A 25,730-nucleotide genomic window follows, 5' to 3' on the forward strand; every position below is an offset into this window, starting at 1 on the left:
AGACTGGCCGGGTGAGCAGCCCACCGCGCCTGCGCCGGTCCCGATGGCTGATACCGGTGGCGCCAGGCAGCCGGGTCACCCGGCTCGAGCTGTTCTACGACCTGATCTTCGTCTTCGCCTTCCTCAACGTCACCGGCCTCGTCTCCCATGATCTCGCAGCTGCGCAGGTCGTGAGCGGTGTCGTGGTGGTGGCGCTGCTGTGGTGGTGCTGGACCGGCTTCGTCGCGCTCGGCAACGTCGTCCGCGCCGACCATGGCATCCTGCCGGTGCTCGGCTTCGGGATCATGGCCGCGGTGTTCGTGCTGGCGATCGCGATTCCGCAGGCCTTCGTCGATCAGCCGGACGACCTGCCGGGCCCTCTGGTGTTCGCCGGGTCGTACCTGATCGTGCGTGCGCTGACCTCGGTCGGGTTCGTGTTCGTGCTCACCCGTGCCGGGCACACCCGTGTCCAGCCCGCCGCCGTCACCGTTCCGCCGCTGCTGGCCGCCGTACCGATCGGGCTGTCAGTCGCCGTGCCGTGGTGGGTGCCGGCCGATGCGGTGCTGGAGGCCCGTCTGATCCTGTGGAGCGCGGCCCTGGTCGTGGAGTACGCGGTCGGCCTGGTGCTGCCCTACGCGCACTGGTCGCTGCCGTCGGCCGGGCACTGGGCCGAGCGGCACGCGCTGATCGTGCTCATCGCCTTGGGCGAGGTGGTGATCTCGCTGGGCGTCGGCCCCGGCCGGTTCGACAGGCTGGCGCTGACCACCCGGGTTCTCACCGCGTCCGTGCTGGGCATCGCGCTGGTCGCCGCGCTGTGGTGGTTGCACTTCGACAGCCTGGCCGCCGGCGTGGAGCAGAGTCTGCACGGTGTGCGGGACGCCGTGCGGGTACCGCTGGCCCGCGACGTCTACACCTATCTGCACCTGCTGACCATTCTCGGCGTGGTGAGCACCGCCCTGGGCCTCACGTTGCTGGTGGAAGCGGTCGCCGTGCGGCACTCCCCACTGCCCGCGCCGGCGAGCGTCGCCCTGCACGGCGGCGTCGCGCTCTACCTGCTCAGTCAGGTGGCGATCGCTGGTCGGGCATTTCACCGCACGAACCGGCCCGTTCTCGGCACCGCCGTCCTGGTCGCCGCGCTGACGGTGGCCGGGGCTCACCTCGCGCCGCTGCTCGCCCTCGCGGTGCTCGTCGTGGTGTGCGGGGCACTCGCGGTGTCGCAGCGCATGACCGTCGACCGCAGACGCGTCAAAAGCCTGCTGCGTCGGGAGGAGCATGTCACTGAGGAGGCGGTCAGCGCGTGGCGGGAGCGGCACCTGTGAGACCTTGCTGTGAGTGCCGGTTTCCTAACCCAGACCCGGGTAGTCTCCCGCAGCGTGAGCGACGATCCACGCCGGCGCCGTCGCGAGGACGACGCGCGGCTCAACGGACTCGCCCACCGGCTGGACAAGCCGATGGGCGTCCTGGGGTTGCTCTTCCTCCTGCTGGTCCTCGCGCAGGCGGTCATCCACGACGAACCGCTCAGCACCACGCTCACCGTCACCAGCTGGGTCCTGTGGGCGGTCTTCGTCGCCGAATTCACGCTCCGCGCCTGGCTCGCCCGCCACCACGCGCGCGAGTTCTGGAAACACAACTGGTGGCAACTGATCTTCCTGGCGGTGCCGTTCCTGCGGTTCCTGCGGGCGGCGAGCGCGCTGCGGGCGGCCCGAGGGGGTGGGGTCGTCGCCGCCGCCATCCGCGGATCCCGCTCCGCCGGCCGCCTGCTCACCGACCGGCTGGCCTGGCTCGCGGTGGTGACCCTGGCCGTCATTCTCGCGGCCGGACGACTGCTCACGGTCACCAGCTCCTACGGCAGCCTCCCCCGGGCCCTGCACGACGCGGCCCTCACCACCATCACCGGCGAGCCGCTGCGCGCCGACGACACCTTCGCACAGGCCCTGGAGCTGGTGCTCGCCGCGTACTCGGTGGCGGTGTTCGGCACCCTGGCCGGCGCGCTCGGCGCGTTTTTCCTCAGTCGCGAACGGACCGAGGACGCACGCCGCCAACCGGACGAGTGAGCTGAACGTTCAGTACACCCACACCCGGGTCTTCTTCGGCAGCACGTCCTGCGCCCACAGCCAGTCCATCGCCGACAACGTCACCCGCACGCAACCGTGCGACGCCGGATACGGCGGGACGCTGGTGTAGCCGTGGATGGCGATCCCCTGCTCCTGGAAGTACTTCGGCCGGTACAGCCGGCCGAGCGGACCGTCGCGCCACCCGTCGACCTGCCAGTCGATGGTCCACCTGCCGCGCGGGGTGTCCGCCAGATACGTCTTGCCCTCGTGAACGTAGTGCTCGAACGTACCGGTCGAGGTGTTGAAGACCCGGCTCACCTCGCCGTCGTCGACGATCATCAGCAACTGCCGGTCCAGGTCCACCTCGGCGAGGTGACCGTCCGTGCTGCGGGCGTCCGGACGCTTGCCGTTCTCGAGCGCGGCGCGGGTCCTCGGCCCGACGACCCCGTCCGGTCGGAGACCGGCGGCCTTCTGCAGCGCGTAGACGGCCTGCTCGGTGAGCAGGCCGAAGCTGCCGTCGGGCTCGCCGATCCAGTATCCGAGCCGGTCCAGCCGCTCCTGCAACGCCTGCACCGCGTCGCCGGTGTCGCCGCGACGCAGGGCGTCCCGCGCTCCGGCCTCCGGGGTGCGCGACGGCGACGGGCTGGACGAGGGCAATGCCGTGGTGGGTGCGGGCCTGGGCGCCGCACCGGTCGTCGAGGCACTCGGTGGAAGCGGCGACGGTGTCGACGTCACCGCGTGGCTCGGGCCGGACGAGGTCGGCGCCGGCTGCCGGCCGTCGCCGCAGGCGGCTACGAGCAGCAGAACGGCGGCGGACGTGACGCGTACCGTGATGTCCCGACTGTTCATGATCAGCGTGCCGGAATCCCGACCCACTCCCTTCGTACATCCAGTCGTGCTCTTTGCCCAGGTAAACAGACCCTGTGCCAGGTATGCGGGAGGCGCGCACGGGGGATTACGGCGGGATGAGCCCTGTGCCGCGTACCCTCCGATCCCGGCTGGCGGCAGCGTGGTCGGGTTTCTGGCTGGTGCCGGCGGCCTTCGCCCTCGGGGCCGTGCTGCTGGCCCTCGGCCTGTCGGTCGCCGAGCTGCGACTGGGCCTGCCGACCGGCGGGTTCCTACCCAGCAGCGTCGCCGGCGCCCGGTCGCTGCTGTCGTCGATCATCACCGCGATGATCTCGTTCACCGCGCTGGTCTTCTCCATCACCGTGGTGGCCGTGCAACTCGCCAGCAGCCAGTACTCGCCCCGGGTGCTACGGACGTTCCTGCAGGACCGCATCACGCAGGCGGCGCTGGGCACCTTCCTGGCGACCGCACTGTTCGCCATGGTGGTGCTGGCGGCGCTGCCGGCCGGCGCCGCCACCCGACTGCCGGAACTCTCGCTGGCCGTGGCGATGGCGCTCGTGCTCGCCAGCAGCGGGCTGTTCGTCTACTACCTGCACCACGTCACCACGGTCATGCGGGTCTCGCACATCATCGCCGCGGTCGGCGCTCAGTGCCGCCGGGTGATCGAAGAGCAGTACCCGGTCGGCCCGAGCGCCGCACCCGTCACCGCGCTGACACCGCCGGTGCAGGTCATCAACGCGGTGCGACCTGGCGCCGTCGAGCACGTCGACCTCGGCCGGCTCGCCGCGCTGGCCCGCGACCACGACTGCGCCCTGTCGGTCCTGCCCGCGCCGGGCGACTTCGTTGTGGCGGGGCAACCGCTGGTCACGGTTCATCCGCTGCCCGGCGGCCCCCTCCCCACGACCGTTGCGGACGCGCGGGCGTGCGTCGCGGTGAGCCTCGGCGTCGAGCGGACCCTCGGTCAGGACGTCGAGTTCGGGTTCCGGCAACTGACCGACATCGCCGAGCGAGCCCTGTCGCCGGGCATCAACGACACCACCACCGCGGTCCGCAGCGTCCAGGAGATGCACGACCTGCTGCGTCGGCTCGCCGGCCGGCCCGCTCACCGTCTGCTCGTCGACGACCCCGACAGCACCCCACGCGTACGGGCCCGGTCACAGACGTTCGACGGTTTCCTCGCGGTCGCGGTCGACGACGTCCGGCGGTCGGGACACGAGCAGCCTCGAATCGACCGGCTCCTGGAGCATGTGCTCGCAGATCTGCGATCAGTGGCGCTACCGGAACATCTGCCCGATATCGATCGGAGGATCGAGACGCGGCAGAAGTGAGTCGACAATGACGGGTCGCGCGCAGTGTCATGGGGTTTTCGGCCGGTGCGGGCCGGAGGTACGGTGAACCACAGGTGTGCCGGGAAGCCTGGTCGGCGGTCATCGATCCATACCGACCGAAGGGCTTCGCGCCATGACCGACGTCGCGCTGCGCGCTGTCGACCTCACCAAACGGTACGGTCACCGACCGCCGAGACCGACCGGCGACTGACCCTGCTCGCGAGTCAACCGATCACCCGGGCCCGGCTGATCGGCACCGAACTGGCGGTCACCGCCGTGGCCGCGGCGGTCCTGGCCACCTGCGCCGGTCTGGCGACCTGGCTCGGCGGGGCCGCCATCGGCGGCGAGCTGGCTCCGAGCGCCGCCCTGCGCGGCGCATGGAACATTCTCCCGCTCGTGCTGCTCAGCCTCGGCGCGGCGTCGTTCGCGGTCGGCTGGATGCCGCGTTTGACGATGCTCCTCGGCGGCGTTCCCACCATCGGCGGGTTCCTGCTGCTGGTCATCGCCGAGAGCGTCGGAGCACCGGACTGGGTACGCGACATCTCACCGTTCGCTCACCTGGCACCCGTACCACTCACCAACGCCTGCATGACGGTCACGACAGTCATGCTGGCCCTCGCCACGCTTCTGACCGCGCTCGGGGTTGCCGGCTACCGCCGCCGAGACCTGCGTTGCTGAACGAGCTTCCTCGCGCCGGTCTCTGCCCGCAGAGGTAGGTGTTCGGCTCTGCTGCGCAGGCCAGGTGCGTGGTGCCGCGGTGGCTTGTCAGGTGAGACCGAAGCTGGCGAGGACCAGTCGCTGGAAGGGTTCGGTGGCGTCCCACTGACCGTCCGAGGCGATCCAGGACAGGCTGTGGGCGGTGGTCCTGTTGTCGTTGACCAGCAGCCGACGGACGTGCAGCCGCTCACCATCGGGCTGGTCGCACGTGTACTCCCACTCGGCGGCACCACCCGGGCGGATCACGGGTCCGATGCTGATCTTGCGATAGCCGGATAACGCCCCGGCCTCCAACGCCTCTCGCTCCGCCATCTCCCACTGCGTGGACGGTACCGCTGACGCCTCCGCGGCCAGGTCGACCGCGACGGCCCGCACCTGTGCGGGGTCACGGAAGCAGACCGTTCCGCCTTCGGTGTGCCGCGTCCAGCCCGCAGGCACCGCAAGCCGGAAACCGTCCGGGTCCTGGTGCCACACCCACCCGTCCGGCAGCGCTTCCGGCTGCGCCGGGGTGGGTTCATGTAGGGGTTCGGCCTCGCGGGAGGCGTCGTCGTCCAGGCAGAGGTGGGCGGGCGGCGCCGGTTCGGTCGACTCCATCGCGCCGGCTGCCGCACCGCCTGGCGCGGCAACCTGCTCGTCGTCCGAACCCCGCAGATCGTTGATCACCGTTCCGCCGGCCAGGACCACGACGGACGCGACCGCCGCCAGCCCCGCCACGGCCCCGGCGAACGCCCAGCCGGTCGTCCGGTCACGAGTGGCCGACGCCCCGACCGGAATGACCGTGGTGTCGATCTCGCCTTGTCCGATCGGCAACGTCGGGGGGTCGGGACGACGTCGGCTGGCGGGCGTGCGCCGCCAGCGGCGCGGTCGAGGCCCGGGCTCGATGGGTACGGTTGCCTCGGCCACCTGCTCAAGGAGGTCGCGTGCCTCCTGCGCAGACAGACGCTGACGCGGGTTACGCCGTAGCAGACCGGTGATCACGGGTTCGAGCGGCAGGACGGTCATCCGGTCGGGCGCCTCGGTGGCCAGCGCGGAGAGCGTAGCCAGGATTGACGACCGGCTCCACGGTGGACGTCCCTCCGCCGCCAGGTAGAGCGTCGCGCCGAGGGCCCACAGGTCGGCGGCGGGGGTGGACCTGCCGTCGCGGGCGAGCTCCGGTGCGACGTACTGAATCGTCGACAGGCTCGGCGTGGTGACGGTCGCCGGGTTGCTGCTGTCGAAGATCGACAGGCCGAACCCACCGAGCACGACCCGACCGTCGTCGGCGAGCAGCACGTTCTGCGGGCGGAGCTGCCGATGCACCACTTTCGCCGCGTGGGCGGCGCCCAGGGCGGCGAGCAGGTGCAGGCCAACCCGCGCCACCTCGGTCGGCGCCAGCGGGCCGTCGGCGGCGACCACCTCGGCGAGAGGCCGGGAGGGGATGTGCTCCATGACGAGCCACAGGTGCCCGTCGGTGCTCAGCACGTCCCACATGCCGACCACGCCCGGATGGTCCAGGCCGGCCAGGCCGCGCACCTCGCCGAGCGTGCGCTCCCGCAGCCGCGTCCGTTCGGCGTCGCTCACCCAACCGGGTACGGCGATCTGTCGGAGCGCGACGTGCCGGTCGAGCATCTCGTCGCGTGCCAGCCAGACGCGCCCCGGGCTCGCCGCGTCTCCCATCAGCAGGAGTCTGCGGTACCGCCCCGCGAGCAACTCGTCATCCATGTGAGTGATTCGGAGCGGAACGCCCCGCGGATGGGTCGGTGCTGGGGAGCGAGCGATCGGAGCGGTCAGGCCGATGTTATGGCTGTGGCCGGCCCGGGCTCAGCTCAGTTCGACCGTACCCACGATGCGGGTAGGGGCGACGGAGCCCCCCGCGGGTTCGTTGGACAGCCCGAACGTCCCCGCCTCGGCGACCGGCCCGATGACCATGGTCGACGCCCTGATCCCCTCGGCCAGTTGCCCGACCTTGCGGGGTTCCTTGCCTCGGATGAGCCAGAGTTCGTAGATCCGGCCCGGGCCGGGTTCGGGTAGGTCGCGCAGCAGCACCACCCCTCGGTCGCGATCGCGGGAGACCACCACGGTCGCGGCGCCGCCGGGCTGCAGCGACCGCTCGAACACCCGGGCGTCCGGCGCGTCCAGGACGGCGGCGATCTGCCGCGCCTGCTCGCTACGGGCCCGCTCGTCGCTGATCCGATCGTTGCCCACGGTCCAGGTGACCGCGCTCGCGCCGCCGGCAACCAGGACGGCGGCAGCGGCGGCCACGGTGAGCTGTCGCCACCTGCTGGCCGATTGTCTGGCGCTGCCCGCTGCTGCCGCCGAACGCAACTGCGGGGTGCGCGCCGCCTCGGCGAGGGTGCGCTCCCGCAACTCGGACGGTGTGGCGTCGAGGGCGGTGTCGTCGGCGAGTCGTGCGACCGTCTCCCGTAGCTCGGTCACCTCCTGACGGCACGACTCGCACTCGGCCAGGTGCCGCTCAAACGCGGCCCCCTCCAGGTCGTCGACCGCGTTCAGGGCGTACGCGCCGGCGAGGGTGTGGATGTCGGCGCTCACGCCCGTTCCCCCATCTCGATGCCCAGGCAGTCGCGCATCCGGATCAGGCCGTCGCGCATCCGTGTCTTCACCGTCGGCAGTGGTGTCTGCAACTTCTCGGCGACCTCGCGGTAGGTGTGCCCGCCGTAGTAGGCCAGGGTCACCGCCTCGCGCTGCACCGGCGTCAACCGGCCCAGGCACCGGCGGACCTGTTCCCGCTCCAGTCGGGCGGTGACGTCCTCGACGACCTCGTCGTAGGGGACGTGCGTCTCGGTCGCGGCGACCCGCTGTGCGCGGTCGGTGTGGGCCTGCTCGGAGCGCACGCGGTCCACCGCCCGGCGGTGCGCCATGGTCAGAATCCAGGCCGAGGCCGAGCCGCGACCGGCGTCGAAGCGGGCTGCGGTGCGCCACACCTCAACCATCACCTCCTGCGTCACCTCCTCCGCCTGCGCCGGATCGCGCAGCACCCGGCGGGTCAACCCCAGCACCCGGCCCGCTATAGCGTCGTACAGCGCCGCGAACGCCGCCTCGTCACCCCGCGCCACCTGCGGGAGCAGTTCGTCGGCACTCGCTGGAGTCACCTCGTCCGGCGGCACCGCCCGTAATCGCCGCGCCTGCTCCGGGTCACCCCTCATCTCGGCATGTCCTCTCTGGTGCTGGCGACGGTTCGGCGCGCCGCCGCCGCAGGCTAGGCGGGATGAGCGTGGGCAAGGCGGGCATAGGCGATGACATTGTCGCGGTAGTGCTGCGTGCTGTCGTCGAACTCGCCGCCACAGGTGATCAGGCGCAGCGCCGCGTGGTCGGTCGCCCCGTACACCTCATCGGTGGGGAACCGGTCCTTCGGATACCGCTCGACCTTCGTGACGGTGAAGATCGCGGTGCTGCCGTCCTGACGCTCGACGGTAATCCCGGCGCCGACGGCCAGCTTGCCCAGGTCGAAGAACGTTCCGCGACGGCCCTTCCAATTGACGTGCCCGGCCAGCACGGCCGGGCCGAGAGCGCCGGGCGTCGGTGCCTTGGTGAACCACCCCACGTCGGTGGCGTTGTCCGGCACCTGCATCGCACCGTCCGCCTGCAGACCCAGGGGGACCGTCGCCGCGGCGGCCTTCAGCGACGGGATCGACACCCGCGTCGGCGGTGAGCCGGCCATCAGCGGGCCCGAGGTCAACTCCCCTGCCCGGGTGGCCGGGACGGGCGACGCGTTCGCGGCTGGCGCCGAGGCGGACGCGTCGGGTTGTGGTGGGTCACCACCCGGGTCCGCGACCGCGCAACCGATCGTCACGGCCGCCGTCACGGTGAGGACGCCGGCCACCGCCAGGAGCGCGAAACGCCCCCGGCGGCGGCCGGCCGGCACTGGTACGTCGCCGGAATCCGTCATGGTTACCTCCGGCTCAGCGCTCGCCCGCGAGCCGGCGTCGCGCGACGACCGCGCCTGCTGCGCCGAGCAGGGCGAGGCCACCCACGGCGTACATCGTCATCGGCGATCCACCCGAGGTGCTGCCGTCACCGGTGGCCACTCCGCCGGCGGGTACGGAGCCGGCGGCTGCGCCGCTGACCATGCCGCAGGTCGCGGGGTCGGTGGCCTCGGCGGGGATGCCGTTGACGCCGACGGACTTGGCGAACGTCGACTCGCCGAGCGCCTCCATGTCGTACTTGCCGTTCTTGTTGGCGTCGATGCCGTGTTGCACGACGTGCAGGTCCTTGAGGTGCTCGATTGTGCCCTTGGGCAGCTCGGCAGCGGGGATGGTGCGCTCGTAGCTGAGGTTGCCCTTCGCGTCGGCCTTCGGCATCCGGTCCACCGCCAGGCCGCTGGCCTTGGTCGTGTCGCCGGTGGTGGTCAGCGAGATGAAGATGTCCCCGTACATCTTCAGACCCTCCTCGGTGCTGACGTAGCCGTTGCCGTTGGTGTCGGCGGACTTGTCCGGGCAGTGGAAGTCCATACCGTTCGCGGCACCGTGCACGTGCTGGGCGTGCGGTGAGTTCGGCGTCATGCCCTTCGACCGGATCATGACCTTCAGGTCGCCGCCGCTCGTCGCGGTCAACGTGGCGGTTCCGGTCGCGCCGGTCTCGTTGAGGTCCTGCAACTGGACCTGCACGCTCTCGTCGGCCTGCGCCACCCCGGGAAAGGCGAGGATCAGCGCGGCCGCAGGCAGGGCGAACAGGGCTCGGGACAGTCTCACAACACATCTCCGTCTCCGCCTAGGTACGGCGTTGGTACTCACGTGCGGTCAGGAGGCATTCGGGGCGTGCCGGCCGCCGGATTGGTGCCGAACGGATTCTTTTCGAGCCGAGCCGAAAAACGAGCCAGCCACCGGCAGTCCTGTTCGGCGGGGCGGCCGCGTCGCGGACAGCCGGTCAGGTGATGGTGACCATGGCGCGCCAGGGCAGGGCCTGTCGTCGGGCACAGTCGCGTGCGTGCCGTAGTCGTGCAGGCACGGGTGCAAGAGGAACGGCCGTTCGGTGGCGAGCACCGATCGGCCGTTGCGGCGCAGCTCCAGGTGCACGGGCAGTCCGGTTACGAACCTGCCGCCGGCGTCGGTGTCGCGGTCGCTTCAGCCGCCCCGAGCGGCGGGGATCAGGGATTACCGATCCGCGAGAGGGTAGGCGGATGAGTTTGACCAGCGACATGGCCGCCACCGGCAGCGCGTCGCGGCGCGCAAGGGCCGAGCTTTGACGCCCTCCTCTGTGCCAACAGGTGTGGTGTAAGGCCGAGTCCGGCGACCCATCACATCGTTGAGCTTCCGTATCGAGGTCCGTCTGTGAGCTTCGGCGTGGTGGGTCCTGATGCAGTACGCGGCGGAACGTGACGGACCCGACCTGCTCGGCTGGTGGCTACGGCAGCCGAATCGGCGAGGCCGCCTGCGGACGCGGCGCCCGACAACGCCGAAGCCGCTGGGCATCCGGTTCGCGTTCTACGGCCGGATGTCGACGCGGGAGTTCCAGGACCGGCTGTCGTCGGCGCGGTGGCAGCGCGACTTCGCCGAGCGGGCGCTACCTACTCACCGGACTGATCCGCTGCCAGCAATGCGGTCGGATCCTCGACGCACACTGGGTCAACAAGCACGCCGCCTTACCGCTGCCGCCACGGCCACCGCACCCCTATTGCAGGCGACGCACCGCAGCCCCGCAACGTCTACATCCACGAAGCAGAAGCGATCAAACAACTCGCCGAATGGCTCGACATCCCGGCCACAAACCCCCACGCCGTCACAGACGCGCTACTCGAACACGACATCGACGTCACCTGCGCAATCGGCGGAACACTGACCATCACCGAGATCCCCACCCGGGCGCAGACGCATCCACTACCAGCGGTCCCGCGCCAGCGCCGAACAGCAGAAACCCCCACCGGAGCGCTTCACCGACCGTGAAGCCTACCCGTGGGGGTTAACGTGTCCGAGGGGGGACTTGAACCCCCACGCCCTATACGGGCACTAGCACCTCAAGCTAGCGCGTCTGCCATTCCGCCACCCGGACTTGCTCGTTCAGCCTACCTCGCCGACCCAGATGATCTTGCATCCGAAGGTCGGCCCAGCGGGCCGCACGGGGAGTTACTGTACACGGCGCTCGTGGATCATGCACATCACCCTCCCGCCGCTGCTCACACCACCACCCAGGGTCACCGGAGTCGACTTGAGCGCAGGCCCGGGTAGCGTCGGCGGGCCCGGTGACGGCAGCATTGCCCTGTGTCCCATCCCTCTCCCCTGGCCGCCGTACAGCAACGGGCCCTCGCGCTGCGCGCGGCGGGTGATCATGACGCCGCCCGGCAGCTGCTCGCGGACGCCGTCGGGTCCGCCCGCCCCCCGTACGGCGAGGATCATCCCGAGACGCTGCACACCGCTCATCTGCTGGCCCGCCTGCACCGCGAGGCCGACGATCCGCTCGCCGCCCGCCGGGTGTTGGAGGAGGCCTTCGCGGCGGGCGAGCGACGCTGGGACCATGCCGAGCCGACGATGCTCGCGCTCGCCTTCGAGCTGGCGGAAGTCGCCGAGGAACTGGGCAACAGGCACGAGGCCCGTCGCAACTACACCCGGGTCGCCACCGCCGGGCCCGCCGCACTCGGCGAGAACCACCCGGTGGTACGCGCCGCCCGTGACTACCTGGGCGAGGCAAGCCCCGCTGCGGAGCAGCCGTACGTGGGGCCGTCCACCTCCGGAGCCTCGACCGATTCCGGGGCCCGGTCGGCGCTCTCCGGCCCGACACTGTCCCTGGCGACACTGGCTGCGATGCGTCCCGCGGCGGCCGGTCCGCCGGCACCCGCGTCGCCCTGGGCGCCGCCTCCGACCCCTACCGGTCCGGCGCGGCCCACGTCCGCCGTCTCCCCGACGCCGGCCGCACCGCCCATGCCGCGCCAGCGGGTCGAGCAGCAGGCGGTCACACCCCGACCAGTGGCCGCTCCCCCACCCGGGATAGCCGCCCAGCCCACGCCACCCGCGCGGCAACAGCCTCCACCCGCGCCGCCGCGTCAGCGAACAGACGAGACGCCGACCCGCCCGGCCGGGCCGCCGCCGGCTGCCGCGCCGCCCCGCACCGCGCAGCAACCCACCGCGCCGTCGGCACCGCTGCCGGCTCCGCGGTGGGCTGACCCCACGATCCAGGTACGGCAGATCGAGCCCCTGCTGGCCGAGGAGGCGGCTCGGATCGCGGCGGCGGGTCCGGGCGGCGCAGCCGGCACGACAGCGGGTGAGGCACCCGCGGGTGCGCTGCCGGCGACGGACGGACCGGCGGGCACGCCCTCGCACCACGCGTTCGGCGCGACGCCCGCCGCACCGCCGCAACCGGCCTCCGGACCACCCCTGCCTCCCGGGCCGACCTCCGGAGCAGCCGCGCAGCCGGGCCGCTCGGTATCCGCTCCTCCCGGGTACGACCACCCCGTGTCCGGGCCACCCCACCCCGTGTCCGGTCCGCCCGGCCCCGGCTATCCGGTGTCCGGACCGCCGACCCCGACGTTCCCGGTGTCCGGACCGCCGCATCCCGTCTCCAGTGCCCCGACGTTCCCGACCTCCGGCCCCCCTCAGCCCGTCTCCGGGCCCCCGGCTCAGGCGTTCCCGACCTCCGCACCCCCGCACCTTGTCTCCAGCCCGCCAGCTCAGACGTTCCCGGTGTCCGACACACCGCACCCCATGTCCGGACCGCTTCACCCGGTGTCCGGGCCGCCCGGCCCCAGCTATCCGGTGTCCGGACCGCCGACCCCGGCGTTCCCGACCTCCGCACCCCCGCACCCCGTCTCTGGGCCTCCGGGTCCGGCGTTCCCGGTGTCCGGGCCGCCCGGCTTTCCCGTGTCGGCACCACCCGGCCAGTACCACCCCGTGTCGGCGCCTCCGGTGAGCGCGCCGCCGTGGGGACTGACCGCCCCGCCCTGGAGCAGCAGCGCCCCGCCGCAACCGCTGCCCGCCGCCGGTGCCGACGCGCGGGAGTCGACGGGCGGACAGGCAGCCCCGGTGGCCGAGGTGACGCCGGGTTCGGAGGGCACGGCGGACGTGCACGAGTGGTCCGGGCCGGACGGCGGAGGCACCGAGGCGCCGGCGACCGGGCCGGCCGAGTCGTCGGGGTTCGCGTCCGCGTCGACGGAGGTGATCCCGGTCGTCGGACCGGCGACCCCTCCGCCGGGCCGGCCCGCCGCCGACGAACCGGTCACCGCTGCGGCCACGTCCACCTGGACGCCGGGCTCCGGCCCGGTCCCGACACCCGCCGCCCCGGTCCCGGGTGGACACGACGTCCCGGGAGCCGTCCCGGACAAACACGACGGCCCGGGAGCCGTCCCGGGTGGACACAGCGTCTCGGGAACCGTCCCGCAGGGGCACAGCATCCCGGGAGCCGTCCCGGGTGGACACGGCGTCCCGGGGACCGTCCCGTACGGGTACAGCGGCCCGGGACCGGTCACCGGTGGGCCTGGCGGCTCGGCGTCCACTCCGGTGGACGATCTGGTGCCGGGTCTGGGCGCGCCCTACGGTGCGCCGGTCACGCCCGGGTTCCCGGCCGCCGAGCGGTACCCGGCCGGCCAGCAGTACGCGGCGCAGCAGGTCCCGGCCAGCCATGAGGTGTACCCGGGGCAGCACTACCCGCAGGAGGCGTACGCGCCGGCGTACACCGATGGGAATGGCTCGACGGGCCGCAACCGGGCGACGGTGATCGGCGCGGCGGTGGCCGCCGGGGTTGCCCTGGTGGCGGTCGTGGGCCTGGGCGCGGTGGTGTTGAGCCGTGACGACACGCCGCCGCCGTCCGGAGCGCCGGTGACGGCGGCCCCGGCGACGAGCGGTCCGCCTCCTGGCGACCTGAAGCTGCGCGACGACGCCGTGACGATCACGCTGAGCTGGACGGATCCGTCCGGGGGTACGGTGCCGTTCATGGTCGCGGGTGGACGGGCCGGATCGGCGCTCGGCGTGATGGCCACCGTGGAGCCCGGGCGGACCAGTCACACGGTCAACGGGCTCAGCTCCCGGGTGGACTACTGCTTCACGGTGCTCGCGGTCTACTCCACCGACAGCTTCGCCACCTCCGGTCAGGTCTGCACCGACCGGGAGCGGTCCACACCGCCGAGCTGACGGACGCGAGCGACCCGCGCGTTCACCGCTGATCACGGTCGGATTGGCGATTGTGGAGCTGAGCTGGGCGTCCGCCGCGCACGCTCGGTATCCACAGGGGTGACGGTGCGGGTTCCCCCGTTCCGGCCGGGCCCATATGATGGCACCCGGCTCAGGGGAGGGGTCGCCGCGAGGCGTACGCCACCTGCCACGACTCAGGGAAGGCAGCCGGCTGTGGCCAGCATCGACGACGCCGAGCGGATCGACGCCCCCCGTTCCCGGTCCCGACTGCGCGGCGGGCTGGTGACGGTCGGCACGGTCGTCGCGCTGCTCGCGGCCATGGGGCTGACCGTCCTCGGGCTGGGCGCGGCGGACAACGCGGTGGCCAACTACGACGCGAGTTCCTGGCTGTGGAGCGGGTTGCGCAGCGAGTTGGCCCGGGTCAACGGGGTCACCGCCCGGGTGGACACCCGCACCGAGATTCCCGGTGCCCGGCGGCACCCGATGCAGGTCGCCCAGACCGACCGGTTGCTGATCCTGCGGGATCTGCAGACCGGGCAGATCAGCTCACTGGACCTGGCCACCTTGCAGCTCACGGCGACCACGCCGACCACGCCCGGCCTGGGGGTGAGCGTCGCCCTGCACGAGGACGCGGCGTTCGTCGTCGACGCGGTGCAGGGCATCGTGCGGCAGCTCGACCCCCGGTCGTTGAGCCCGGTGGGTGAGCCGGTGCGCTATCCGCCGGGCATCACCGGCGGCGCGTTCGACGGTGAGGGGCGGCTCTGGATCGCGGTGCCCAGCGAGGGGACGGTCTCGGCGGTCACCGCCGCGAAGCTGCCGTCCGCGCCGGCCTCGGCCGCGCCGGCCGGTGGCGGGCTCAGCCCGGAGCGGGTGGAGACGTACGACGTCGCCGACCCCAGCCACGAGTTGCAGGTCTCCACCCTGGACGACGGGGTGGCGGTGCTGGACCGGACGGCCGGTCGACTGGTGCGGGTACAACGCGGCGAGGTGCGCCCGACGCCGTTGACGCTGCCCGGCCGGGCGGCGGTGCCGGCCCGCACGTCGGGGCCCCGGGTGCCGGTGACGGTGCCGGCGGAGCGGCGGGTGCTGGTGGTGGGTGACGTCGGTGAGGAGCGGACGTTCACGGTGCCGGGCAGCGGCGACCGGCTGAGCCCGGCGGTGGCGTGGGCCGACCGGTTCTACTGCGCCGACGAGGCCACCGGCACCATCTACTCCTTCGACGCCGGCGGCCAGTTGGTCGACACCATCAAGGGCAAGGCGACCGGGCCGCTGGAGATGGAGGTCCGGGAGAACCATCTCTTCATCAACTCGCCCAACTCGGCGACGGCCCGGGTGGTGGACGACAAGCACCAGGTGCGTGAGGTCGACAAGTACGCCAACGACGTGTTGGGCGGTGACCCGCCGCCGGCGCCCCCGCCGCCGCCTCCGCCGAAGAAGCCCCGGGTGAGCAAGCCCAGCGCGCCGCGCAGCGTCACGGCCGCCGCCGGCAACGCCCAGGCCCGGGTGAGTTGGCGGCCGGCCGCCGCGAACGGCGCCGAGATCATCAAGTACGTCGTGGAGGGCGCCGGTCAGCGCCTGGAGGTGGGCGCCAACCAGCGCGCGGTCGAGGTGAAGGGGCTGACCAACGGCGAGACGTACCGGTTCGCGGTGCACGCCGTGAACGCCAAGGGCGACGGTCCGCCGCGCAGCAGCAACCCGGTCACCCCGACCGCCGCGGTGCCCGATCCGCCGGCCAGCGTCACGGCGCAGGAGCGGCCGGACGGCACGGTGGTGGTGAAGTGGCCGGCCGCGAACGCCCAGGGCAACAAGATCGTGAAGTACGCGGTGACGGCCACGTCGGCGGGTACGAACGCGCCGGCCGGCGAGTCGACCAAGACCGAGCTGGTGGTGCCGGCCGGTGAGCTGGAGTACGGCACCCAGTACGCGTTCACCGTCGTGGCGGTCAACGACAAGGGCGCCGGTTCGGCGGCCTCGCCGGTCAGCAACACGGTGGTGCCGTTCGCGGCGCCGGGTCGTCCGCTGGATCTGCAGGCCGGTACGGTCGCCGAGCAGCCGGGCGCGGTCACGGTGCAGTGGTCACCGGCGGAGGCGAACGGCCGGCCGGTGACGAAGTACCAGGTGGACGTGGGCGGCAAGACCAGCGAGGTGACCGAGACCCGGACGACCGTCACCGGGTTGGGCAACGGCCAGAACGTCACGGTGAAGGTGAAGGCGGTCAACGAGGCCGGGCCCGGTCCGGAGGCCACCGCCACGGCCCGTACGGTCGCCGCGCCCCGGATCACGGTCACCGGTTCGACGGCGACGGCGACGGGAGCGACCGTCACGTTCACCGTGGACGCCGGCGGCGGCAAAGCCACCTGCTCGCTGAGCACGTCGGGTGAGCCGACGAAGGCCGGACCGTGTTCCAGCATCACGATGTCCGGCCTGACGCCGGGTACGAAGTACACGTTCACCGTGACGGCGACCAACGCCGCTGGGAAGGGCACCGCGCAGCGGGCTGAGGACACGCAGCCGCTCTACGGGATCGCGACGTGCAACAACGGCCCCGACGGCGACCAGCGGACCTACTGCAACAGGGATGTCGACGGCCGCAACGGCAACGAGATCTTCAAGGTCACCCGGCAGGACAACGATCAGCAGGCTGGCTGGGCGAAGCCCGGCACGAGGCTGAAAGCGTACTGCAAGAAGTCCGGTGAGAACGTCGACTCGTGGATCTACAACGACCAGAAGCAGAGCAACTGGTGGGTGCAGGTCGAGTACAACGGGAAGAACTACATCCCCTGGGCCTGGCTCAACCTGGAGGGCGGCGACAACATCGACGTCCTGCCCACCTGCTGAAGCACCAGGCGAGGAGCACCACCGACCGTGAACACCCACGAGCCGCTCACCCAGCCGGAGGTCCAGGGCTTCGCCGCCCTGGCCGCCCGGCTGGCCGAGAACGTCAACGCGGTGGTGCTCGGCAAGCCGCAGGTGGTCCGGCTGGCCCTGACGGCGTTGTTCGCCCAGGGGCACGTGCTGCTGGAGGACGTGCCGGGGGTGGGTAAGACGACCCTGGCCCGGGCCATCGCGGCGACCGTGAAGGGTCAGTGGCGGCGCATCCAGTTCACGCCCGACCTGCTCCCGTCGGACGTCTCCGGCGTGACGATCTTCAACCAGGCGAGCCGGGAGTTCGAGTTCCATCCGGGGCCGGTGTTCGCCAACATCGTGATCGCCGACGAGATCAACCGGGCGTCGCCGAAGACCCAGTCGGCGCTGCTCGAGGTGATGGAGGAACGCACGGTCACCGTGGACGGGGTCCGGCACCCGGTGCCGGCGCCGTTCCTGGTGGTGGCGACGCAGAACCCGGTCGAGATGGACGGCACCTACCGGCTGCCCGAGGCGCAGCTCGACCGGTTCCTGGTGAAGCTGTCCGTCGGCTACCCGGACGAGGCGGTCGAGGTGGAGGTGCTGCGCGGCGCGACGGTCCGCTCTCCCGAGGCGCTCGCCGCGATCACCGACACGGCGACCGTCGGGGAGATGGTCCGGATGGCACGTCGGGTGCACATCGCCGAGCCGCTGTACGCGTACGCGGTTCGGCTGGCCGCCGCGACCCGTACCCATCCGCAGGTCCGGGTCGGGGTCAGCCCTCGGGGTGTGATCGCGTTGACGCGGGCGGCGTGCGCGTACGCGCTGATCGACGGGCGGGGCTGGATCATGCCGGAGGACCTGAAGGCGCTCGCCGAGCCGGTGTTCGCGCACCGGCTGCTGTTGACGCCGGACGCGCAGGTGCGCGGGATGACCGCCGCGGAGGTGCTGCGCCAGGCGGTCGCCTCGGTGCCGGTGCCGCTGCCGTCGGGGCAGCCGGCCCCGGTGCAGGGCTGACCGGCAGCAGCGCATGGGGATCACCGCCCGCGGGGTCGGGCTGCTCGTCGCCGCCGTCGTGTTGTTGGGTGCGGGTTTCCGGTTCGCGTACCCCGAGTTGACGTTGCTGGGCGCGGCGGCCGGCGCGGCCGTGGGCTACGCGGCGTTGACGGCGGCCTGGCGTCCCCGGCTGGTGGTCACGCGCCGGGCCGATCCGGACCGGGTGGCGCGCGGCGAGCCGGCGAGCATGACGTTGACGGTCCGCAACGCCGGCCGGCTGCGCTCGGCGAACCTGCTGGCCGAGGACCGGTGCGGCAGCCGCGCGGTGCCGGTGCCGCTGCTGCGCCTGCGTCCCGGTCGGGACACCGAGGTCCGCTACGACGTGCCGACCGACCGCCGTGGGGTGGTGGCGGTCGGTCCGCTGCGGGTGACCCGGCGCGACCCGCTGGGGCTGGTGGCGCTCGCCCGGCCGTACGGGGAGACGGCGCCGGTCTGGGTTCACCCCCGGATCCACCCGCTGTCGGCGGTGCCGACCGGCGCGGGGCGCAGCCTCGACGGCCGGGTCGACGGGGTGCCGCACGGGTCGATCACGTTCGACTCGCTGCGGGAGTACGTGGTCGGCGACGAGTTGCGGCGGGTGCACTGGCGCACGAGCGCCCGGGTCGGCGAACTGATGGTGCGGGAGAACGTGGACACCAGCCTGCCCAGCCTGGTCGTCCTGCTGGACAATCGGGGGGCCGCGCACCCGCGCCGCGCGGGCGGGGTGGCGGAGTCGTTCGAGTCCGCCTGCGAGGCGGCAGCCTCGGTGGTCACCGCCGCGCACCGGGCCGACCTGCCGGTGCTGTTGTTGCTGGTCGGCCCGGAGCAGGTGGACGGCGGGGACACCGCCCTCGGGCCGCTGGACCGGCTCGCCGCGGCCGGCCTGTCCGACGCCGACGACGCGTTGCGCGCCGTCACCACCCGGCTGCGCCAGGACCGGCTCGGCGACACGTTGATCTTTCTGACCGGCCCCGGTGGGCGGGACGGGTTGGGTGACGTGGGGGCGCTGCGCGGCGCGTACCCGTCGGTTCTGGTCGGGGTGTTCGGCGCGACCGAGCCGACGCCGGCGGGCTCGGCCGGCCTGGTGGTGGTCGACGCGGTGGACGGCGCGCAGTTCGCCGCCGAGTGGGACGGGGTACGCCGGTGGTGACGGGCATCGCGCCGCAGCGCGCCGCGCAGGAGCCGGCGGCGGACGGCCCGGGCCGCGCCGGGCGCGTGGTCCGTGCGCTGCGGGCGGCCGTCGTGCCGCTGACGCTGATCGCGCTCGTCGCGCTCGCCGGGGTGGTGCTGGGCCGGGTGTACGCGGGCGATCTGCTGACCCGGCTGGTGATCGGCGCGGCGGTGGGCTCGGTGCTGGTCAGCGTGGCCACCCGGCGGTTGCCGTCATGGCTGGTGGCGCCGGTGTCGATGGCGGCGCTGGCCGGGTGGACACTGTGGTCGCTGCGCCTGGCCGCCGCTCGCGCCGACCTGCCGGGCAGCCTGCTGGAGGTGAGCACGGACGCCGCGCGCAACGGCATTCCCCGCCTGCTCACCGCGATGATCCCGGTAGAGCCCACCCCGGACACGGTGCTGGTGCCGGTGGTGGCGGCCTGGCTGGCCGGTCTGGCCGGGGCCGAGGTGGCGTTGCGCACGGGCCGGGTGTTGCTCGGCTACCTGCCGGCGGCGGGCCTCTACGCGGCGGCCCTCTACGTGGTCGGCCCGAACGCCGAACCGGCGATCGGGGCGACGGTGGCGTTCGTCGCGGTCGCCGCGGTGGGGCTGGCCGCGCCGACCGGTTCGCCGCCGGCCGGTGGTGATCCGGCGGCCGGTCTCGCCCCCGGGGTACGCGCGGCGGTGCGACTCCGCCTGGCGGTGTCGGCGGCGCTCGGCGTCGTCCTGGTGATCGGTCTGGTCGCGCTGCTCGGCCCGGTGGTCGCCGGTCAGGTCGACGGGCGACCGGTCGACCCGCGCCGGTACGTGGAGCCGCCGCAGGTCGAGACGCTCGACGAGAACCCGCTGATCCGGATCTCGGGGTGGGCGCTGCACCCCGAGCAGAAGCTGCTCGACGTGAGCACGTCGGGCACCACCGCTCCGGCCGGCGACGCGGACGATCCGAAGACGGCCGGCGTGCGGATCCGGCTGGCGGTGCTCAGTGACTACGACGGGATCACCTGGCGGGTCGGTGCGACGTACCGCAACGCGGGGCGGATCCTGCCGGCCACCGCGCCGGCCCGGGACAGCACGGTGCAGACCGTCCAGCAGCAGATCACCGTGGCGGAGCTGACCGGACGGCTGCTCCCCGCCGTGGCGACGCCACGGGAGGTCAGCGGCGCGCGGGTGGCGTACGACCCGGCGACGGGGACGCTGATCCGGCCGGAGGGGCTGACGCCGGGGCTGCGGTACGAGGTGACGTCGGTGCGGGAGCGCCCGGACACCAACCTGCTGGCCACCGCGAACGTGCCGGCCGGCGAGGAGGTGGCCCGGGTGCTGCGGGTCGCCGACGGGGTGCCGGACCCGCTGCGCCGGCTGGCGACCCAACTCGCCGAGGACAACGGCGCCCCGTACGCGCGGGCGGCGGCGATCGAGCAGTTCCTGGGCGAGCACTACCGGGTGGTGGCGGACGCGCCGAGCGGGCACGCGTACCCGAACCTGGCCTTCTTCCTCTTCGGCCCGCGCAACGGGGGCGGCCAGCGGGGCACGTCGGAGCAGTTCGCGGCGGCGTTCGCGGTGCTCGGCCGGCTCTCCGGGCTGCCGACGCGGGTGGTGGTGGGTTTCTCCTCCGGTGGTCAGGGACCGGTGCGGGCCGGTGACGCGTACGCCTGGCCGGAGGTGCTGTTCGACGGGCTGGGCTGGGTGCCGTTCGACCCGCTGCCGCGCCCGGAGAACGAGCCGCGGCCGGTGGAGGAGGACTTCCGCCCGACACCCGAGGACCCGCCGCCGTCGGAGGTGCCCGCGCCCACCGCGGAGCCGACCGCGTCGCCGGAGCCGGTGGCCGCTCCCGACGGGCAGCCCGCGAATGGTGGCGTGTCCGCGCCGGTGCTGGTGGCGGGCGGCAGCGGGTCGCTGCTGCTGGTGGTGGGGGCGCTGCTGCTCACCCTGCTGGCGATGCGCCGCTCCCTCACCCGAAGACGGCTGGCGGGGGGCGACCCCGGCCAGCGCATCGCCGGCGCCTGGCGGGAGGTGACGGACGCGTTGCGGCTGGCCGGTCGGCCGGTCGGCGACGACCTGGCCGCCACCGAGGTGGCCGGACGCGCCCGGCAGGCTCTCGCGGACGCCCGGGACCGCCGCGCCGACGGTGCGCGGTCCGACGGGGCGGCGGGGCACGACCCGGCCGTGGACGAGCTGGCGACGCTGCTCAACCAGGTGGGCTTCGCCCCCGGCACCGCGACGGCCGACCAGGCGGCCCGCGCCGCCGAGGTGGCCACCGACTACGTGACGACGCTGCGGGCGGCCCGTCCCTGGTGGCGGCGCCTGCTCTGGTCCGTCCACCCCGCTCCCCTGCGCCGCGCCCGCCGGTGACCCACCGGCTCCGCCGCTGATCAAGAGCTTCGCGTCATCGACGGGCATCTTCTTGACGCGAACCTCTTGATCAACTCGGAGGTCACACACGAGCAGCGTGGGGGACGGCCCGGCGGGCTTGACCTTGACGCTGCGTCAACCCTCCATGCTGCCTGCCATGGACATCACGCCAACCACGCCAGGGCTCCAGGAGCCGGCGATACAGGTGCAAGGGCTGGAGAAGTCGTACAAGGAACTGCGCGTACTGCGCGGCGTCGACCTCACCGTCGCGCGAGGCAGCATCTTCGCCCTGCTCGGCTCGAACGGGGCGGGCAAGACCACCATGGTGAAGATCCTGGCGACCCTCCTGCGGGCCGACGCCGGCACCGCCCGGGTCAACGGCTTCGACGTCACGACCCGGGCCGCCGACGTCCGCGAGTCGATCAGCCTCACCGGGCAGTTCGCGGCGGTCGACGAGATCCTCACCGGGCGGGAGAACCTGGTCCTGGTCGCCCGACTGCGGCACCTGCGGGACAGCGGCGCGGTCGCGGACGACCTGCTGCGCCGGTTCTCGCTGACCGAGGCGGCCAACCGGAGGGTGGCGACGTACTCCGGCGGCATGCGCCGCCGGCTGGACATCGCGATGAGCCTCATCGGGAACCCGCCGGTCGTCTTCCTCGACGAGCCGACCACCGGGCTCGACCCGCAGGCGCGCATCGAGGTGTGGCAGGCCGTCAAGGAACTCGCCGCCGGGGGTACGACCGTCCTGCTGACCACCCAGTACCTCGACGAGGCCGAGCACCTCGCCGACCGGATCGCGATCCTGCACGAGGGCCGGATCGCCGTCGACGGCACCCTTGAGGAGCTGAAGCGGCTCCTCCCGCCGGCCGAGATCGAGTACGTCGAGAAGCAGCCGACCCTGGAGGACGTCTTCCTCGCCCTCGTCGGCACGACCGCAGACAAGGACAACCGATGAACAGGCACTTTCTCGGCGACACCGCCGTCCTGCTGGGACGTTCGCTGCGGCACATCGTCCGCAGCCCGGACACCATCATCACCACGGCCGTCATGCCGATCGCGTTCATGCTGCTCTTCGTGTACGTCTTCGGCGGCGCGATCGAGACCGGAACCGACTCGTACGTCAACTACCTGCTGCCCGGCATCCTGCTCATCACGATCGCCTCGGGCATCTCGTACACGGCGTTCCGGCTCTTCCTCGACCTGCAGGGCGGCATCTTCGAGCGCTTCCAGTCGATGCCGATCGCACGGTCGTCGGTCCTGTGGGCACATGTGCTGACCTCGCTGGTCGCCAACATGATCTCGGTCGTGGTGGTCGTCGGCGTCGCCCTCGTGATGGGCTTCCGCTCGGGCGCCGGTCCGCTGGCGTGGCTCGCGGTCGCCGGCATCCTGCTGCTGTTCACCCTGGCGTTGACCTGGATCGCCGTGGTCCCCGGCCTCACCGCGAAGTCCGTGGACGGCGCGAGCGCGTTCTCCTACCCGCTCATCTTCCTGCCGTTCGTCAGCTCGGCGTTCGTACCCACCGACAGCATGCCGGGACCGGTCCGCGCGTTCGCCGAGCACCAGCCGGTGACCGCCATCGTCAACGCGATCCGGCGGCTGTTCACCGAGCAGCCGGTGGGTACCGACATCTGGGTCGCCCTGGCCTGGTGCGTCGGCATCCTGGTGGCGGCCTTCGTGTTCGCCACCGTCACCTACCGTCGCCGGATCTCCTGAGCCGGCTCGGACGACGGACGGGCAGGATCAGGGCATGCTGACGATCAGCCAACTGGCCGGGTACGCGGGCGTCACGGTGCGCGCGGTGCGGCACTACCACCAGGTCGGACTGCTGCCCGAGCCGGAACGGGACGCGTCGGGGTACCGGCGGTACGGCGCGAAGGCGGTGGTGTCGCTGATCAGGATCCGCGTTCTCGCCAACGCCGGTGTGCCGCTGTCCCAGATCGCTCAGATGCTCGACGCCGACGCGTCGACCTTCGCCGAATCGGTGCAGCGGATCGACAGGCACCTGCTCGACGAGATCGCCCGACTCGAGGCCAGCCGTCAGCAGATCGCGCGGCTCACGGCCGGGGACAGCCTGGCGCTTCCGCCGCAGGTCGTCGGCTACCTCGATCGGCTTCGGGAGATCGGGGCGTCGCCGCGGATGGTGGAGGCGGAACGGGACGGCTGGATCCTGGTCGCGGCCCGCTGGCCCGACCTCATTGTCGAGTGGATGCCGGCGAAGCTCGCGCAGCTCGACGAGCCGCGCATCGTCCGGCTCTATCAGGTCCTCTCCGAGATCTTCGACAGCGACACGGGCGGGGACGAGTTGCTGGAGGAGGCCGCCGACATCATGGCCGACCTGGCCGAGGAGGCCCACAGTGCCGGCGACGTCATCGACGACGAGATGCAGGGCGACCTGCCCGACCTGCTGGACGCGCTCGCCGTCGAGACCGACCCCCGTGCGGAGCGGCTGCGGGCTCTGATGCGCCGGCGCGGGTGGTCCGGTTGGACGCGGATGGAGCGGCTACCCGAGCGGCCGCACTGACGGGTCGCGGCGTGCGCGGGCCGGGAGCAGGCCCGGTCAGCTGGTCAGGCGGCGGATGAGTTTGCGCATGCCGGCCTGCCAGCCGTCCGGGTCCTCGGCGCGACGGCGGGCGTAGTCGGCGACCTCCGGGTGCGGCAGGATCAGGAACCGTTCCTCGGCGAGCCCGGCGACGGCCGCGTCGGCGACCTGGGCCGGGGTGAGCACCGCACCGGAGGCGGTGATCACCCGGGCGCCGAGGTGCCCCTCGGCGATCCCGTCGGCGAGCATCGGGGTGTCCACCCCCTGCGGGCAGAGCGCGCTGACCCGGATGCCCCGGTCCCGGTAGGTGATGGCCAGCCACTCGGCGAAGCCCACCGAGGCGTGTTTCGTGGCGGTGTACGCGGCGTCGCCCACCGCCGTCAGCACCCCTGCCGCGGAGCAGGTGTGCAGCAGGTGGCCGCCACCGCGGGCGAGCATGCCGGGCAGCACGGCGCGGGCCGAGTAGACGTGGGCGAGCACGTTGACCCGCCAGGCCCGGTCTCAGCCGGCGTCGTCGACCTCCACTCCCCCGCCGGTGGTGACCCCGGCGTTGGCGCAGAACAGGTCGATGCGACCGAACCGCCGTTCGGTGTCGTCGACGAGCACCCGTACCTGCTCCTCGTCGGTGACGTCGACGGCGGCGGCGTGCGCCACCGGGCCGATGCCCTCGGCCACCGCACGGGCGGCCTCGGCGTCCAGGTCGGCGACGACCACGGCGGCAGCGCCCTCGGCGGCGAAGCGGCGCGACAGGGCGGCACCGATGCCACCGGCCCCGCCGGTGACCACCACGATCCGGTCGGTCAGGTTCACACGGACGCTCCCGCCGGCTCGGCGCCGAGTTGGGCGATGAGGGTCGTCAGCGCGGCGACGCCGCCGGCGGTCACCTCCGGGGTGGGCAGCAGCGCGAGGATCGGCACGTCCACGCCGGCCTCGGCGTAGCGACGCGCCTGGGCCCGACACCGCTCGGGCGAGCCGTGCAGCACCAGGGCGTCGACCACCTCGTCGGGTACGGCCGCACTGGCCGCGCGGCGGTCACCGGCCGCCCACGCCTGCCACATCGGCGCGAGCGTCCGGTCGCGGCCGAGCCAGCGGTGGAACTCGGCGTACGCCGGGACCGTCAGGTAGCTGGTGATCAGCCGGCGGCCGAGTGTGCGGGCGTACGCGGCGTCCTCGGTGGGGCAGACGAAGATCCGCGCGGCGACCTCGAAGCCGGCCCGGCGCTCGCCCAGCTCGTCGAGGGTCCGCGGCACGTCGTCGGCGGCGAGCCAGTTGAGGATGACGCCGTCGGCCTCGGCGCCGGCCAGCCGGAGCATCCCGGGGCGCAGCGCGGCGAGCAGGATCGGCGGTGGCGCGGTCGGCGGGCGTTCGAGGGTGAACCGGCGCACGGTGAACGTGTCGTAGACCTCGTCCACCGTCTCACCGCGCAGAGCGGCCCGCAGGAACCGCAGCATGTCCCGGGTACGGCGGAACGGCTCGTCGAACCGCACCGCGTTCCAGTCCCGCACCAGCACCGGGGAGGACGCGCCGATGCCGAGCGCGAACCGGCCCGGGGCCGCCTCGGCGAGTGCCGCCGCGCTCATCGCGAGCAGCCCGGGGCCCCGGGTGAAGACCGGGGTGATCGCGGTGCCCAGCCGAAGCTGCGGCTGCCACGCCGCGGCGAGGGCCAGCGGGGTGAACGCGTCGGTTCCGGCGACCTCGGACGACCACACGTCGGTGAACCCGGACTGCTCCAGGGTCGCGTAGATCGCCTGGTGGTCGGCCAGTGGGACCCCGCCCAACGGCACCGTCATGCCCCATCGATTCGTCACCGATCGATCGTGCCTGGTGACGGTGTCCC

Annotated in this window: 19 protein-coding genes, 1 tRNA gene and 1 pseudogene; 12 read left to right on the plus strand and 9 right to left on the minus strand. The window is 72.8% G+C overall.

The window, feature by feature from the left end; all coding sequences use genetic code 11:
* Nucleotides 1-11 precede the first annotated feature (11 nt).
* Together ACN263_RS19150 and ACN263_RS19155 are read left to right on the plus strand one after the other, a co-directional pair.
* Nucleotides 12-1,298, plus strand: a complete 1,287-nt coding sequence (locus tag ACN263_RS19150; RefSeq protein WP_422735759.1) for a low temperature requirement protein A — start codon at nucleotides 12-14, stop codon at nucleotides 1,296-1,298.
* Between the two features lie 54 nt (nucleotides 1,299-1,352).
* Complete coding sequence (locus tag ACN263_RS19155; RefSeq protein WP_422735760.1) at nucleotides 1,353-2,033, plus strand: hypothetical protein; 681 nt, start codon at nucleotides 1,353-1,355, stop codon at nucleotides 2,031-2,033.
* 9 nt (nucleotides 2,034-2,042) lie between these two features.
* Here the strand turns inward: ACN263_RS19155 and ACN263_RS19160 are convergent, their stop codons facing one another.
* A complete protein-coding gene (locus ACN263_RS19160; RefSeq protein ID WP_422735761.1) occupies nucleotides 2,043-2,882 on the minus strand; it encodes a L,D-transpeptidase family protein in 840 nt (279 codons plus the stop codon).
* Between the two features lie 116 nt (nucleotides 2,883-2,998).
* Between ACN263_RS19160 and ACN263_RS19165 the strand changes: the two genes are divergently transcribed.
* Nucleotides 2,999-4,207 carry a DUF2254 domain-containing protein gene (locus tag ACN263_RS19165; protein ID WP_422735762.1) on the plus strand — a complete coding sequence of 403 codons (1,209 nt, stop codon included), beginning with the start codon at nucleotides 2,999-3,001 and terminating at the stop codon, nucleotides 4,205-4,207.
* Between the two features lie 276 nt (nucleotides 4,208-4,483).
* On the plus strand, nucleotides 4,484-4,885 hold the full coding sequence (locus ACN263_RS19170; protein ID WP_422735763.1) for a hypothetical protein: 402 nt from the start codon (nucleotides 4,484-4,486) through the stop codon (nucleotides 4,883-4,885).
* Nucleotides 4,886-4,972: 87 nt separating this feature from the next.
* On the opposite strand, the gene ACN263_RS19175 is transcribed toward ACN263_RS19170, so the two are convergent.
* The 6 genes from ACN263_RS19175 to ACN263_RS19200 form a co-directional block, all read right to left on the minus strand.
* Nucleotides 4,973-6,625, minus strand: coding sequence for a serine/threonine-protein kinase (locus ACN263_RS19175; protein ID WP_422735764.1), 1,653 nt, complete (start codon nucleotides 6,623-6,625; stop codon nucleotides 4,973-4,975).
* A gap of 99 nt (nucleotides 6,626-6,724) precedes the next feature.
* On the minus strand, nucleotides 6,725-7,453 hold the full coding sequence (locus tag ACN263_RS19180) for an anti-sigma factor (protein ID WP_422735765.1): 729 nt from the start codon (nucleotides 7,451-7,453) through the stop codon (nucleotides 6,725-6,727).
* A complete protein-coding gene (locus tag ACN263_RS19185) occupies nucleotides 7,450-8,067 on the minus strand; it encodes a sigma-70 family RNA polymerase sigma factor (RefSeq protein ID WP_422735766.1) in 618 nt (205 codons plus the stop codon). The genes ACN263_RS19180 and ACN263_RS19185 overlap by 4 nt, the downstream gene beginning before the upstream one ends.
* 53 nt (nucleotides 8,068-8,120) lie before the next feature.
* Nucleotides 8,121-8,810 carry a class F sortase gene (locus ACN263_RS19190; protein ID WP_422735767.1) on the minus strand — a complete coding sequence of 230 codons (690 nt, stop codon included), beginning with the start codon at nucleotides 8,808-8,810 and terminating at the stop codon, nucleotides 8,121-8,123.
* Nucleotides 8,811-8,823: 13 nt separating this feature from the next.
* Entirely contained in the window at nucleotides 8,824-9,612 is a 789-nt protein-coding gene (locus ACN263_RS19195; RefSeq protein WP_422735768.1) for a hypothetical protein, read from the minus strand.
* Nucleotides 9,613-10,825: 1,213 nt separating this feature from the next.
* Nucleotides 10,826-10,909: transfer RNA gene (locus ACN263_RS19200), tRNA-Leu, on the minus strand.
* Nucleotides 10,910-11,118: 209 nt separating this feature from the next.
* On the opposite strand from ACN263_RS19200, the gene ACN263_RS19205 reads away from it, so the two are divergent.
* The 8 genes from ACN263_RS19205 (at nucleotide 11,119) to ACN263_RS19240 (ending at nucleotide 23,875) form a co-directional block, all read left to right on the plus strand.
* Nucleotides 11,119-13,977, plus strand: a complete 2,859-nt coding sequence (locus ACN263_RS19205; RefSeq protein WP_422735769.1) for a tetratricopeptide repeat protein — start codon at nucleotides 11,119-11,121, stop codon at nucleotides 13,975-13,977.
* Nucleotides 13,978-14,190: 213 nt separating this feature from the next.
* Entirely contained in the window at nucleotides 14,191-16,815 is a 2,625-nt protein-coding gene (locus ACN263_RS19210) for a fibronectin type III domain-containing protein (RefSeq protein ID WP_422735770.1), read from the plus strand.
* A gap of 27 nt (nucleotides 16,816-16,842) precedes the next feature.
* Nucleotides 16,843-17,838 carry an AAA family ATPase gene (locus tag ACN263_RS19215; RefSeq protein WP_422735771.1) on the plus strand — a complete coding sequence of 332 codons (996 nt, stop codon included), beginning with the start codon at nucleotides 16,843-16,845 and terminating at the stop codon, nucleotides 17,836-17,838.
* Nucleotides 17,839-17,851: 13 nt separating this feature from the next.
* Nucleotides 17,852-19,006, plus strand: a complete 1,155-nt coding sequence (locus ACN263_RS19220) for a DUF58 domain-containing protein (RefSeq protein WP_422735772.1) — start codon at nucleotides 17,852-17,854, stop codon at nucleotides 19,004-19,006.
* A complete protein-coding gene (locus tag ACN263_RS19225; RefSeq protein WP_422735773.1) occupies nucleotides 18,982-21,354 on the plus strand; it encodes a transglutaminaseTgpA domain-containing protein in 2,373 nt (790 codons plus the stop codon). Before ACN263_RS19220 ends, ACN263_RS19225 begins: the two co-directional genes overlap by 25 nt.
* 157 nt (nucleotides 21,355-21,511) lie before the next feature.
* Nucleotides 21,512-22,309, plus strand: coding sequence for an ABC transporter ATP-binding protein (locus ACN263_RS19230; protein ID WP_422735774.1), 798 nt, complete (start codon nucleotides 21,512-21,514; stop codon nucleotides 22,307-22,309).
* The gene (locus ACN263_RS19235; protein ID WP_422735775.1) at nucleotides 22,306-23,067 is read left to right on the plus strand and encodes an ABC transporter permease; all 762 of its coding nucleotides are present in this window, start codon (nucleotides 22,306-22,308) and stop codon (nucleotides 23,065-23,067) included. Before ACN263_RS19230 ends, ACN263_RS19235 begins: the two co-directional genes overlap by 4 nt.
* A 34-nt stretch (nucleotides 23,068-23,101) precedes the next feature.
* On the plus strand, nucleotides 23,102-23,875 hold the full coding sequence (locus tag ACN263_RS19240) for a MerR family transcriptional regulator (protein WP_422735776.1): 774 nt from the start codon (nucleotides 23,102-23,104) through the stop codon (nucleotides 23,873-23,875).
* 36 nt (nucleotides 23,876-23,911) lie between these two features.
* Here ACN263_RS19240 and ACN263_RS19245 read toward each other — a convergent pair.
* Nucleotides 23,912-24,703, minus strand: a pseudogene (locus ACN263_RS19245) (SDR family oxidoreductase).
* Nucleotides 24,700-25,683 (minus strand): LLM class F420-dependent oxidoreductase, encoded by a 984-nt coding sequence (locus tag ACN263_RS19250; RefSeq protein ID WP_422740745.1) that lies wholly within the window; start codon nucleotides 25,681-25,683, stop codon nucleotides 24,700-24,702. Before ACN263_RS19250 ends, ACN263_RS19245 begins: the two are co-directional and overlap by 4 nt.
* Nucleotides 25,684-25,730 lie beyond the last annotated feature (47 nt).

It is taken from the genome of Micromonospora sp. WMMD729 (genome assembly GCF_049315225.1).
In the GTDB taxonomy this organism is placed as follows: domain Bacteria; phylum Actinomycetota; class Actinomycetes; order Mycobacteriales; family Micromonosporaceae; genus Micromonospora.

What these genes read in the sequence shown, in the direction of transcription:
- ACN263_RS19220 (WP_422735772.1), top strand. Translation starts at nt 17,852, where the DNA reads ATGGGGATCACCGCCCGCGGGGTCGGGCTGCTCGTCGCCGCCGTCGTG.
- ACN263_RS19185 (WP_422735766.1), bottom strand. Translation starts at nt 8,067, where the DNA reads ATGAGGGGTGACCCGGAGCAGGCGCGGCGATTACGGGCGGTGCCGCCG.
- ACN263_RS19190 (WP_422735767.1), bottom strand. Translation starts at nt 8,810, where the DNA reads ATGACGGATTCCGGCGACGTACCAGTGCCGGCCGGCCGCCGCCGGGGG.
- ACN263_RS19230 (WP_422735774.1), top strand. Translation starts at nt 21,512, where the DNA reads ATGGACATCACGCCAACCACGCCAGGGCTCCAGGAGCCGGCGATACAG.
- ACN263_RS19250 (WP_422740745.1), bottom strand. Translation starts at nt 25,683, where the DNA reads ATGACGGTGCCGTTGGGCGGGGTCCCACTGGCCGACCACCAGGCGATC.
- ACN263_RS19235 (WP_422735775.1), top strand. Translation starts at nt 22,306, where the DNA reads ATGAACAGGCACTTTCTCGGCGACACCGCCGTCCTGCTGGGACGTTCG.
- ACN263_RS19165 (WP_422735762.1), top strand. Translation starts at nt 2,999, where the DNA reads ATGAGCCCTGTGCCGCGTACCCTCCGATCCCGGCTGGCGGCAGCGTGG.
- ACN263_RS19240 (WP_422735776.1), top strand. Translation starts at nt 23,102, where the DNA reads ATGCTGACGATCAGCCAACTGGCCGGGTACGCGGGCGTCACGGTGCGC.
- ACN263_RS19175 (WP_422735764.1), bottom strand. Translation starts at nt 6,625, where the DNA reads ATGGATGACGAGTTGCTCGCGGGGCGGTACCGCAGACTCCTGCTGATG.
- ACN263_RS19160 (WP_422735761.1), bottom strand. Translation starts at nt 2,882, where the DNA reads ATGAACAGTCGGGACATCACGGTACGCGTCACGTCCGCCGCCGTTCTG.